This is a genomic window from Streptomyces sp. NPDC001903, assembly GCF_042891345.1.
Classification (GTDB): Bacteria; Actinomycetota; Actinomycetes; order Streptomycetales; family Streptomycetaceae; genus Streptomyces.
In genome coordinates this window covers 1-11397 of sequence record NZ_JBIASZ010000006.1, presented here as the reverse complement: position 1 = coordinate 11397, position 11397 = coordinate 1, and the positions used below count along the sequence as shown (strand labels likewise).

Annotated in this window: 12 protein-coding genes and 1 rRNA gene; 3 read left to right on the top strand and 10 right to left on the bottom strand. The window is 70.8% G+C overall.

Annotation, left to right across the window (positions count from 1 at the left end):
• Positions 1 to 142 precede the first annotated feature (142 nt).
• Positions 143 to 421: a glutaredoxin family protein gene (locus ACFYZS_RS15355; RefSeq protein WP_389011716.1), complete on the bottom strand. Its 279-nt coding sequence runs from the start codon at positions 419 to 421 to the stop codon at positions 143 to 145.
• Positions 422 to 528: 107 nt separating this feature from the next.
• Here ACFYZS_RS15355 and ACFYZS_RS15350 point away from each other — a divergent pair, with 107 nt between their 5' ends.
• From ACFYZS_RS15350 to ACFYZS_RS15340, 3 genes are all read left to right on the top strand, one after another.
• Entirely contained in the window at positions 529 to 1515 is a 987-nt protein-coding gene (locus ACFYZS_RS15350) for an HAD family hydrolase (RefSeq protein ID WP_389011713.1), read from the top strand.
• A 408-nt stretch (positions 1516 to 1923) separates the two neighbouring features.
• Positions 1924 to 2739, top strand: a complete 816-nt coding sequence (locus ACFYZS_RS15345; RefSeq protein WP_053691854.1) for an ECF subfamily RNA polymerase sigma factor, BldN family — start codon at positions 1924 to 1926, stop codon at positions 2737 to 2739.
• 289 nt (positions 2740 to 3028) lie between these two features.
• Positions 3029 to 4225 carry a DUF5667 domain-containing protein gene (locus ACFYZS_RS15340; protein WP_389011710.1) on the top strand — a complete coding sequence of 399 codons (1197 nt, stop codon included), beginning with the start codon at positions 3029 to 3031 and terminating at the stop codon, positions 4223 to 4225.
• A gap of 84 nt (positions 4226 to 4309) precedes the next feature.
• Here ACFYZS_RS15340 and ACFYZS_RS15335 read toward each other — a convergent pair whose 3' ends face one another.
• From ACFYZS_RS15335 to rrf, 9 genes are all read right to left on the bottom strand, one after another.
• Complete coding sequence (locus ACFYZS_RS15335) at positions 4310 to 5302, bottom strand: lysophospholipid acyltransferase family protein (RefSeq protein ID WP_389011708.1); 993 nt, start codon at positions 5300 to 5302, stop codon at positions 4310 to 4312.
• A complete protein-coding gene (locus ACFYZS_RS15330; protein WP_389011705.1) occupies positions 5302 to 6381 on the bottom strand; it encodes an NAD-dependent epimerase/dehydratase family protein in 1080 nt (359 codons plus the stop codon). Before ACFYZS_RS15330 ends, ACFYZS_RS15335 begins: the two co-directional genes overlap by 1 nt.
• Positions 6382 to 6475: 94 nt before the next feature.
• A complete protein-coding gene (locus tag ACFYZS_RS15325; protein WP_003948845.1) occupies positions 6476 to 6574 on the bottom strand; it encodes a 30S ribosomal protein bS22 in 99 nt (32 codons plus the stop codon).
• 140 nt (positions 6575 to 6714) lie between these two features.
• Complete coding sequence (locus ACFYZS_RS15320) at positions 6715 to 6924, bottom strand: helix-turn-helix domain-containing protein (RefSeq protein ID WP_158708561.1); 210 nt, start codon at positions 6922 to 6924, stop codon at positions 6715 to 6717.
• A 114-nt stretch (positions 6925 to 7038) separates the two neighbouring features.
• Complete coding sequence (locus ACFYZS_RS15315) at positions 7039 to 7869, bottom strand: phosphatase (protein ID WP_389011702.1); 831 nt, start codon at positions 7867 to 7869, stop codon at positions 7039 to 7041.
• A 112-nt stretch (positions 7870 to 7981) separates the two neighbouring features.
• Positions 7982 to 9130: an acetoin utilization protein AcuC gene (locus ACFYZS_RS15310; protein WP_389012658.1), complete on the bottom strand. Its 1149-nt coding sequence runs from the start codon at positions 9128 to 9130 to the stop codon at positions 7982 to 7984.
• Entirely contained in the window at positions 9102 to 10331 is a 1230-nt protein-coding gene (locus tag ACFYZS_RS15305) for an MFS transporter (RefSeq protein WP_389011699.1), read from the bottom strand. Before ACFYZS_RS15305 ends, ACFYZS_RS15310 begins: the two co-directional genes overlap by 29 nt.
• Positions 10332 to 10374: 43 nt before the next feature.
• Complete coding sequence (locus tag ACFYZS_RS15300) at positions 10375 to 11028, bottom strand: HAD family hydrolase (RefSeq protein WP_389011696.1); 654 nt, start codon at positions 11026 to 11028, stop codon at positions 10375 to 10377.
• Between the two features lie 109 nt (positions 11029 to 11137).
• Positions 11138 to 11254, bottom strand: a 5S ribosomal RNA gene (rrf, locus tag ACFYZS_RS15295).
• Positions 11255 to 11397: the final 143 nt, after the last annotated feature.

The following is an 11397-nucleotide window of genomic DNA, read 5'->3' as shown; positions in this document are numbered from 1 at the left end:
TCACGCGACCTGGGCGTACGGGGCGGGAACCCACAACACGCCGAACCCGTTCAAATCCCGAGGGGGGCAAAACGGTACACACTCCTCATCGATACGCCCCCGAGACCCCACAAATCGCCCATGATGGTAACCGCCGGGAGGCTCAGCCCTCCAATGCCCGGCGCAGCCGGTCCGGGTTCACCCTCCAGAAGGTGTGCTGTTCGCCGTCCACGAGCACCACCGGGATCTGCTCCCAGTACAGCCGGTAGAGCTCCTCGTCCTGCGAGATGTCCTTCTTCTCCCACTGTGCTCCGACTTCCCCGCAGACCTTCTCGATCACCTCCTGGGCGTCGTCGCACAGATGGCACCCCGGCTTCCCGATGAGCGTGACCAACCGCTCACCGGGACGCTTCTTTTCCTTACGACGCAGCAAAGGGCTCATGCCCCCATTCTCCCGCGCCGCCGCGTAACACCACGGCACCGAAGAGTTCACGCCCCCGGCATCCCGCGGGTTCGGGAACTCCCGAACACAATGGCTATGCTCGCGTCATGGCCGCTCTGGGATGGCTCACCCCCCGTAGGCGCTCCGCAACCGCGCGGAGCGTGCTGGCAGGCGAGGCCTCGGCCGAGGCCGCCCGCAAGACCGCACAGGCCCTCGATGCGGACGCCGGACCACCGGCCGACTCCGAGGAAGCCTCCGAGGCCGCGGCGGCGGAGGCCGCCGAGGAGGCGGAACCGGCCGAGCCCGAGTTCCCCGTCGCCGGCGACGACCTCGCCGCCGCCTTCTTCGACCTCGACAACACCGTCATGCAGGGCGCCGCGATCTTCCACTTCGGCCGCGGCCTCTACAAGCGGGAGTTCTTCCACCGCCGCGAACTCGCCCGCTTCGCCTGGCAGCAGGCCTGGTTCCGGCTCGCCGGGGTCGAGGACCCCGACCACATGCAGGACGCCCGCGACAGCGCCCTGTCCATCGTCAAGGGCCACAAGGTCTCCGAACTCATGGCGATCGGCGAGGAGATCTACGACGAGTACATGGCCGAGCGGATCTGGCCGGGCACCCGCGCCCTGGCCCAGGCCCACCTCGACGCCGGCCAGAAGGTCTGGCTCGTCACGGCCGCGCCCGTGGAGACCGCCACCATCATCGCCCGCCGCCTCGGCCTGACCGGGGCCCTCGGCACCGTCGCCGAGTCCGTCGACGGCATCTACACCGGCCGGCTCGTCGGCGAGCCGCTGCACGGGCCCGCGAAGGCCGAGGCGGTCCGCGCCCTGGCCGCCGCCGAGGGACTCGACCTCGAACGCTGCGCCGCGTACTCCGATTCGCACAACGACATTCCGATGCTGTCGCTGGTCGGACATCCGTACGCGATCAATCCCGACACAAAACTGCGCAAGCATGCCCGGGCACACGACTGGCGGCTGCGCGACTATCGGACCGGCCGCAAGGCCGTGAAGGTGGGCGTCCCGGCGGCCGCCGGGGTCGGCGCGATCGCCGGCGGTGCGGCCGCCGCCATCGCCCTGCACCGCCGGCGCAAGTAGCCCGCGGGGCCCCGCCGCAGGCCCGCCACCCCGCCACCGCCTGCACCGAAGCCGTCCGGCCGCCCGCCGGGCGGCTTTTCGCATGCCTGCGGCCCGCTGCGCGACGGGCATTCCCCGACCTCTACCCGCGCGCCCGGCGCACCACTCCCGGCTGCCCGACTCGGTCGCGAGCCAGCTTGGAAGCGTCCATTCCGCGCGCCCAACCGATCAAGAAGCGATCACCAATTGCGACCGAATATGCCTTCGACACGCAACAGAAGTGTCGGAATCGGTGATTTGAGCAACTGGGTGTAGCGCTGCCTGTACGAAGCGTTATTCTCCTCAAACGCATGCCACCGCCCATCTGTCGCCACGACGGGTGAACGGTCCCGCACTGCACGTGATGGAAGCTCTGCCTCTGGGAGTCCCGTGTACCCACCTGTCGGGGTTGACGCCTCGGGCCTGGCTACGCTGCGCGCAACGGTCCTCGACCACCTGCGCGGCTTCGTCCCCACCGCGTACGCCGTCCCCGCCTTCGCCGCCGCGGTCCCTGCCGGCCTCGGCCCGGCCGGTCCTTGCTATGCCCTGACCGACGGCGGAGCGACGGTGGGCAGACGCGGTCGCGCGGGAGGAGGCGCCGGCACCGCCGCAACCGGAACGAGCGCGCCCGCCGCCCGCCGCCCCACCGCGGACAGCGACCAGGCCCGCATGATGGACCTGGTCGAACGCGCCCAGGCCGGCGAGGCCGAGGCCTTCGGCCGGCTGTACGACCAGTACAGCGACACGGTGTACCGCTACATCTACTACCGCGTCGGCGGCAAGGCGACCGCGGAGGACCTCACCAGTGAGACCTTCCTGCGCGCGCTGCGCCGCATCTCCACCTTCACCTGGCAGGGCCGCGACTTCGGCGCCTGGCTCGTGACGATCGCCCGCAACCTGGTCGCGGACCACTTCAAGTCCAGTCGCTTCCGCCTGGAAGTGACCACGGGCGAGATGCTGGACGCGAACGAGGTGGAACGATCCCCCGAGGACTCCGTCCTGGAGTCGCTCTCCAACGCCGCCCTGCTGGAAGCCGTGCGCAAGCTCAATCCCCAGCAGCAGGAATGCGTGACCCTGCGGTTCCTCCAAGGCCTGTCGGTCGCCGAGACCGCCCGGGTGATGGGGAAGAACGAGGGCGCCATCAAGACGCTCCAGTACCGGGCGGTCCGCACCCTGGCCCGCCTGCTGCCGGACGACGCCCGCTGACCTCCGCGCCGCGCACCGCCACACCCGCGCACCACCCGGACCCCCCGCACCCCCCACACCTTCCGACCCTCCTGACAATCCACACAACCGGTGACCCCTCGATGACGCTGTGGTCCGATCATCCTTCGTCCGTAACCCAAGTGCCGCGCCGCTCGTTGTGCGGAATGCAGGCTCCCTGTGGACACGCCCTGCCCGAAGCCGCTCACTCGAAAGTGTGGATGCGCTCAAGGAAGGCAACCTTCCGGACACCTTGGGGAGTCGATCGTCATGACGAGAGGAGGTGCCGCCAGTGATCGCGAACGTGACTCCGCACCGGCGGGCGAACGCCTTCGCCCAGGCCCTGGAGGATCGGACCCCATCCGACCTTTCGGAACCGGACCCGGCGGCCGAGCAGTCCGAGGCACCTGCCGAACCTGCCGACCACGACCGGTTGTTGGCCCTGGCGAGCGCGCTCGGCGAAAGAATGCCGCGCCCGGTGCTGGACCCCGAGGTCAAAGTGGTGCAACGAGCCCAGCTCGTGGCCGCCATGGAGGCCATGGTGATGGAAGAGAGGGCCGGGGGCGCTGCCGCCTCGGACCCTCAGGTGCCCGAGCAGCGGGCCGGCCGCGGCGCCCACCGGGCGACCTCGCTCCGGAAATTGAAGCCCCGCTCCCGCTGGTCCAAGGGCATCGCAGCGGGAGGCCTCACCGTGGGTGTGGCCGCGGGGGCCTTCAGCGGCGTGGCCGCTGCCAGCACGGACGCCCTGCCCGGTGACTCCCTCTACCCCGTCAAGCGGGGCATGGAGGACCTGAAGCTGGGGATGGCCGACGAGGACGCGGACCGGGGCGAGCTCTACCTCGACCAGGCCTCCAACCGCCTGTCGGAAGCCCGCAGGCTGATGGAGCGCGGCCGGTCGGGCGTACTGGACCACGAGTCGCTCGGCGCGATCCGCCGGGCCCTCGCCGGCATGAAGCACGACGCGTCCGAGGGCCACCGGCTGCTCCAGGCGGCCTACGAACGGGACGGCTCGCTCGGCCCGATCCAGGCCCTGTCGTCCTTCTCCCGCTCCCACCGCGACGCGTGGGGCCGGCTCCGGGAGAAGCTCCCGGCGCAGCTCAACGACGTGGGCGGAGAAGTGGAGTCGGTCTTCCAGGCCATAGACGATGACGTGGCGCCCCTGCAGAGCCTGCTCCCGAAGCCCCCGGAGCAGACCCGCGGCACCGGCGCCCCGGCCAAGCCGAGCGCACCGGCCGGGCAGCACCAGAGCGCACCGGCGGCGGGCGCGCCCTCGGCCAGCCCCACCCCGCCCGCGCCCACCGGCGGCAAGCCCTCACCCGCCCCCGGCGGACTCCTGGGCGGCACGGGGGACCTCCTCCACCCGCCCACGGGCCAGAACACCCCGGCGCCCTCGTCCTCCCCGGAGCGCGTGGCACCGGAGATCACCCTCCCGCCCCTGCTCCCGGGCCTCCTCCCGGGCCTGGGCATCCAGGCGGAGGACACCGAGTAACACGGCACGACGAGCAGGCCCTCACCCCGACGGGGTGAGGGCCTGCTCGTCGTACGCCCCGAAACGAACCCGGGAGCCCGCCCGTCAGAAGAACACGGACCGCCGCTGCACCAAGAGCTTGTAGAGGGTGTGCTGGATCTGCTCGCGGACCTCGTCCGTGAGGTTGAACATCAGCATCGGGTCCTCCGCCGCCTCCGGCGGGTACCCGTCCGTGGCGATCGGCTCACCGAACTGGATCGTCCACTTCGTCGGCAGCGGCACCGCCCCCAACGGCCCGAGCCACGGGAACGTCGGCGTGATCGGGAAGTACGGGATCCCCAGCAGCCGCGCCACCGTCTTCGCGTTGCCGACCATCGGGTAGATCTCCTCCGCCCCCACGATCGAGCAGGGCACGATCGGCGTGCCCGCCCGCAGCGCCGTGGACACGAACCCGCCCCGCCCGAACCGCTGGAGCTTGTACCGGTCTCCGAACGGCTTCCCTATCCCCTTGAAGCCCTCGGGCATCACCCCGACCAGCTCCCCGGCCTCCAGCAGCCGCTGCGCGTCCTCCGAGCACGCCAGCGTGTGCCCGGCCTTGCGCGCCAGCTCGTTCACCACCGGCAGCATGAACACCAGGTCCGCCGCCAGCAGCCTCAGGTGCCGCTGCGCCGGGTGGTGGTCGTGGACCGCCACCTGCATCATCAGCCCGTCCAGCGGCAGCGTCCCGGAGTGGTTCGCCACGATCAGCGCACCGCCCTCGGCCGGGATGTTCTCGATGCCCTTGACCTCGACCCGGAAGTACTTGTCGAACAGCGGCCGCATCAAGGACATCAGGACCTGGTCCGTCAGCTCCTTGTCGTAGCCGAACTCGTCGACCTCGTAGTCCCCGGTGACCCGGCGGCGCAGGAACGCCAGCCCGCCGGCGATCCGCCGGTCCCAGGCCGCCCCGCCGGGCTCCACCGCGGCGGGCTCCGCCCCGGCCGGCTCCGGGGCCTGCTCCGCCGGATCCGGAGCGGGCACCGCCCGCACTCTCCGGGTCCCGGCGATCCGCCGGCGCGGCCGGTCCTCGTCGAACGGAATGACCTTGGCGTCCGCCACTATCGCTGCGCTCCCTCTTCGGCTCCGGCAACCCCGACGTTCACGCCGTCCACCTTCAGGGCGGCGGCGACCCGGTCCACGACCTGCCCCGCCTGCTCCGGCGGCAGCAGCCCCTTCCCGCGGCTGCGCGCGAAGTCGGCGAACGTCTCCACGGTCGTGTACATGGGCTTGAATCCCAGCACCTCCCGCATCTGAGAAGTCTCCACGACCCGCCCGTGCGTCAGCAGTCTGATCTGCTCCGGCGAGAAATCGGTGACCCCCACCGCCCGCAGCGCCGACCCCACCCACGTCACCGCGGGGAGCAGCAGCGGCACCGTGGGCCGCCCCAGCCGGCGCGCGCACTGCGACAGCAGCAGCACCCCGTCGCCCGCGATGTTGAAGGTCCCGCTGTTCAGCGTGCCGCGCTGGGGCTCTCCCGCCGCCAGCCGCAGCACGTCCAGGACGTCGTCCTCGTGGACGAACTGGAGCCGCGGGTCGTACCCCAGCACCGTCGGCATCACCGGCATCGAGAAGTACTCGGCGAGCGCGGAGTCCGCGTACGGCCCCAGGATGTTCGCGAAGCGCAGCACGCACACCGCCACGTCCGGCCGCCTGCGCGCGAAGCCCCGTACGTACGACTCGACCTCGACGGCGTCCTTCGCGAAGCCTCCCGCCGGCAGCGCCTTGGGCTGCGTGGTCTCCGTGAAAACGGCCGGATCCCGCGAGGCGCCCCCGTACACGCCGGTACTGGACTTCACCACGAGCCGCCGTACCGTCGGCGACTTCTGGCAGGCCCCGAGCAGCTGCATCGTGCCGATGACGTTGGTTTCCTTGACGGCACTGCCCGTGCCGCCCGCGCCCGCGCCGCCGCCGGTCACGGCGAGATGGACCACCGTGTCCACGGCGTGCTCGGCGAGCACCCGGGCGATGGACGACTGCCTGATGTCCGTACGGATGAACTCCGCCGACCCGAGCCGGTGCGGCGGCTCCACCGCGTCGACCGCGATGACCCGATCCACCTCGGGATCACGCTGGATGCGCCGCACGAAGCGGCCCCCCAGCTGCCGGGCAGCCCCGGTAACGAGCACGACCTTCCCCACGAGCTCCGCGCCTTCCTCGTCGTCCCCCGGCTACACCGCAGCCCCTCCACCAAAGTCTGGTGGAGGGGCTGCGGAGAACACGTACAGCTGCCGTTTACTTCTTGTTACGGCGCTGGACGCGGGTGCGCTTGAGCAGCTTGCGGTGCTTCTTCTTAGCCATCCGCTTGCGCCGCTTCTTGATAACAGAGCCCACGACTACCCTCGCTCACTTCTCGGAACATCTCCGCGCTAGCGGAGATCGGTGCGGGGCGTCTGGGCCCACACGACCTACGTCGGCCTAGCCTACCCGCCCGAGCTCCGAGCCCGTAATCCGAGGGACACCGCAGGTCAATCTCAGGCCGACTCCACCCCCACATAGGACTCTCGGAGGTACTCGTGAACCGCGTTTTCGGGGACCCGGAAGGACCGGCCCACCCGGATTGCGGGCAGATGACCGTTATGCACCAGGCGGTACACGGTCATCTTCGACACTCGCATCACCGAGGCAACCTCTGCCACGGTCAGGAACACGACCTCGCTGAGAGGCCTCTCGCCAGCAGCCATGACACACCTTGACCTTCCGCGCATGACGGGCACCGGCTTCCCCTCCGGTTACTCCTCGTCGTCGCACGCTCACTCCCCAGAGTAGGGGCGTGTGATACGAGTGGGGAAGAGGAGCTACGGCCACTCCTGCGCACCCGGCAGGCTCGCCCGATCGAGTACATGGCGAATCAGTGGTCTGTAGTAGTCCGCGCGCACCCCGTCATCAAGCGGAACGGCCACCGCCACCCGCCCCTCCGCCTCGCCGACGAACAGCGCCGGGTCGTCCGTATCCGCCAGCCCGATGGCCTCCACACCGAGCTGACCTGCGCCGCAGACCCACCCGTGGTCCCCCACCACCAATTCCGGCAACGGCCCGCCGGCCTCCGCGAGGGCCTCCAACGCGATCCGAACCGGCAGGGGTGAATGGGTGTGCACGCCGGTGGCACTCCCCGGCGGCCGCGCGCCGGGCTCCCGCACCAACGCGACTCCCCGTACGTAATCGATGCTGTGCCTGCGTACGCCGAACCGGGTCGCCATGTCGACACCGGCCCCCTGCGCCGGAGTGAGCACAACACATCCCACCGCCGACAGGGCGCGGGCCAAACTGGCGTAGAACTCCAGGAGACGGTGCGGGTGACCCGTCCCGAACAACACGGGCGACCGCGCCCCGGCCGCCTCGCGCAGCCGCTCCGCGAACGCCTCCAGGCCCGCCAGCGTCAGCTCGGGATCGATCACGTCCGGCCCTCTGACGTGCGCCGGATCCGCCGAGACCCCGCACTTGTCCGCCATCAGCCCCAGCAGGTCACCCTCGCCCCAGCCCCAGTCCGGATCCAGCCCCAGCAGCACCCGCGGATCCCGCGCAGCGAACAACCGGTAGCTGCGCAGGCTCTCCTCCCGCGACGTGGCGACGGGCCCGGCCAACCGGGCGGCCAGCAGATGCGCACGCAGCGCGCCGGTGCTCAACACCCTCCGATGCTGCCGCACAGCACCGGACGGATCATCAATTCCCGGGAAGGGACCCACCGTTGGCGTAACACCCGGCACGACGACGCCCGCCGCCCCGGCGCGGCCCCGGCCCCTACGTGAGCAGGCCGCGCAACGGGAACACCGCACGCCGCGTCGCCAGAACGGCCTGATCGATCCGGTCGGCCGGATCGTAGCCCGCCTCCCAGTCCCGCCACGCCACCGTCCGCCCGTCCGTCATCCGGGCCGGCGCCGGCTGCCGCGTCCGCGCGTACACCTCGTCCCGCCACGCGTCCGGCACCGCCGCCCCCGGATCGACCGGCCGGTGCGCCGCGATCCCCACCAGATGCGTCCACGACCGCGGTACGACGTCCACGACCGCGTACCCGCCGCCGCCCAACGCCAGCCACCTGCCGCCCGCGTACTCGTGCGCGAGCCGGTGACAGGCCTCCTGAACCGCCCGCTGCGCGTCCAGCGACACCGCCAGATGCGCCAGCGGATCCTCGAAGTGCGTGTCCGCCCCGTGCTGGGTCACCAGCACCTGTGGCCGGAACTCCTCCAACAGCTCCGGCACCGTCGCGTGGAAGGCCCGCAGCCACCCCTCGTCCCCGGTCCCGGCCGGCAGCGCCACGTTCACCGCGGAACCCTCGGCGGCCGGTCCGCCCGTCTCCTCCGGCCAGCCGGTCTGCGGGAACAGCGTCCGCGGATGCTCGTGCACCGAGATCGTCAGCACCCTCGGGTCGTCCCAGAACACCGTCTGGACCCCGTCCCCGTGGTGCACGTCCACATCCACGTACGCGACCCGCTCGGCCCCCAGCTCCAGCAGCCGCGCGATCGCCAGCGCCGCGTCGTTGTACACGCAGAACCCGGCCGCCCCGCCCGGCATCGCATGGTGCAGCCCGCCCGCGAAGTTCACCGCGTGCTCGGCCTCCCCGCGCCACACCGCCTCCGCCGCAGCCACCGACTGCCCCGCGATCAGCGCCGACGCCTCGTGCATCCCGCGGAAGGCCGGATCGTCCACCGTCCCCAGCCCGTACGACCCGTCGGCCACCCCGGGATCCGCCGACACCTCGCGCACCGCGGCCACGTAGTCCTCCCGGTGGACCAGCCGCAGCGTCGAATCACCGGCCGCGCGGGCCGCCCGTACCTCCATCTCCCGGTCCAGCCCGAAGGCGCGCACCAGGCCCATGGTCAGCGCCAGGCGCACCGGGTCCATCGGATGGCTCGGTCCGAAGTCATACCTCGTTACCGCCTCGTCCCACATCAACAGCCCGGTCACCGGATCGCCGCTCATGCCCGACACCGTATCGGGCGCCCTCCGCGCCGAACGAGCGGGCGTGGAGGAGTGTCACGAGGACCAGGGCCATCGGCACGAGCATCGCGCCCCGGTAGCTCCAGGCGTCCCCGATCCCCCCGACGAGCGGAGACCCGATCAGGAAACCCACGTAGTTGAAGATGTTCAGCCGCGCGATGGCCGTGTCGGAAGCCCCCGGGAAGAGCCGCCCCGCGGCCGCGAAGGTCTGCGGCACGATCACGCACAGCCCGATCCCCAGCAACGTGAACCCGAGCATCCCCGTCCACGCCCCCGGAGCGGCCGCCACCACCGCGAACCCGCCCGCCGCGACGACCGTCCCGATCCGCACGACGGCCACCGCCCCGAAGCGCCGCACGCCCAGGTCCCCGACGGCCCGCCCGATCAGCGTGGTGACCATGTAGACGTTGTACGGGACCGTCGCCAGCTGCTCCGAACTCCCCAGCACGTCCTGGAGGTACTTGGCGCTCCAGTTCGAGACGGTCGAATCCCCGATGTACGCACACGCCATCACCATGCACAGCGGCAGCAGCAGCCGGAATCCACCGGCCCCGAGCCCCTTCTCGGCGGCGGCCCGGTCCTCGCCCTCCTGCTGGTCGACGTAGAACCGGCTCCCGTGGAACGCGAGCGGCAGCAGTACGACCACGGCCGGCAGGTACGAGGAGAACAGCGACAGGTGCCAGTGCGCCCCGGCCCAGGCCGCGGACGCCCCGACGATCCCGCCCAGGCTGTACGCGGCGTGGAAGCCGAGCATGATGCTGCGCCCGTACGCCCGCTGGAGGCTCACCCCGAGCATGTTCATCGAGGCGTCGAGCGCACCGACGGACAGCCCGAACGCCCCCAGCGCCAGCGCCGCGTGCCACATCTGCGTGCCGGCCCCGACGCCCAGCAGGGCGAGCAGGACGAGCGGCTGCGCCCACCGCAGTACGGTGGCGGCCCCGACCCGCTTCACGAGGTGTTCGGTGGCGACGCTGGAGACCCCGGCGAGGATCGGCACGGCGGCCAGGAAGGCGGGCAGCAGCCCGTCGGATATCCCGTACCGGTCCTGGATGGCGGGGATCCGCGTCACGAGGAGGGCGAAGGTCACGCCCTGCACGAAGAAACTGAACCCCAGGGACCCGCGCCCACGGCGGAGCCGCACATCAGCTGTCATGGCGGCACAGCGTAGGCCCGCGGGCTACCCGTGGGTAGAGAGATCACGCAGGGAGTTCCAGAAGCCCCGTCAGCTCCTTCATCTCCCCGAAGAGCCCGGTGGCCCCGGCCAGCCGCTCGGCGGGGGTCATCGCGGTGAACCCGTACACGTCCATCCCGGCGGCGACCGCGGCCCGCACCCCGAGCGGGCTGTCCTCGATCACCACGCACCGCGCGGGCTCGACGCCCATGGACCGGGCCGCGTGCAGGAACAGATCGGGAGCGGGCTTCCCCTTCCCGACGTCCTGGGAACTGAAGATCCGCTCCTCCTCGAACCACCCGTCGAGCCCGGCCGCCCGGTGTCCGACACGGATCCGCTCGTGGCTGCCGGAGGAGGCCAGGCAGTACGGGACTGCGTGGGCGGTCAGCGTCTCGAGCACGTCCACCGCGCCGGCGACCGGCGACAGCTCCCGCTCGAACGCGGCGAAGGTCCGCGCGTGCAGGGTCGCGTCGAACTCCGCCGGCAGCCGGTCCCCGGTCCGCTCGAACACGAGGTCGTGCACCCGGTGCACGGCGGCACCCATGTAGTCGCGGATCGAGTCCTCGTACGAAGTGGGATACCCCAACTCGGTGAGGTACCCGGCGAGGATCGTATTGGCGACCGGCTCACTGTCCACCAGCACGCCGTCGTTGTCGAAGATGACGAGGTCGTAGCCCATGGACCCGACCCTACGCAAGCCACGCCCCTTGCAAAACAAGGCCCCTAAACGCAGAAAAGCCCCGCACCGAACCCGTGAAGGGCTGGTGCGGGGCTTTCCCACAATGATTGTTCGGCGGCGTCCTACTCTCCCACAGGGTCCCCCCTGCAGTACCATCGGCGCTGAAAGGCTTAGCTTCCGGGTTCGGAATGTAACCGGGCGTTTCCCTAACGCTATGACCACCGAAACACTATGAAATTTAGAACATGCTGGTGTTGACACAGCTGTTCGTTATTTCAGAACTAACACAGTGGACGCGAGCAACTGAGGACAAGCCCTCGGCCTATTAGTACCAGTCAGCTCCACCCGTTACCGGGCTTCCACATCTGG

What these genes read in the sequence shown, in the direction of transcription:
- ACFYZS_RS15355 (WP_389011716.1), bottom strand. Translation starts at nt 421, where the DNA reads ATGAGCCCTTTGCTGCGTCGTAAGGAAAAGAAGCGTCCCGGTGAGCGG.
- ACFYZS_RS15350 (WP_389011713.1), top strand. Translation starts at nt 529, where the DNA reads ATGGCCGCTCTGGGATGGCTCACCCCCCGTAGGCGCTCCGCAACCGCG.
- ACFYZS_RS15320 (WP_158708561.1), bottom strand. Translation starts at nt 6,924, where the DNA reads ATGGCTGCTGGCGAGAGGCCTCTCAGCGAGGTCGTGTTCCTGACCGTG.
- ACFYZS_RS15310 (WP_389012658.1), bottom strand. Translation starts at nt 9,130, where the DNA reads ATGTGGGACGAGGCGGTAACGAGGTATGACTTCGGACCGAGCCATCCG.
- ACFYZS_RS15305 (WP_389011699.1), bottom strand. Translation starts at nt 10,331, where the DNA reads ATGACAGCTGATGTGCGGCTCCGCCGTGGGCGCGGGTCCCTGGGGTTC.
- ACFYZS_RS15300 (WP_389011696.1), bottom strand. Translation starts at nt 11,028, where the DNA reads ATGGGCTACGACCTCGTCATCTTCGACAACGACGGCGTGCTGGTGGAC.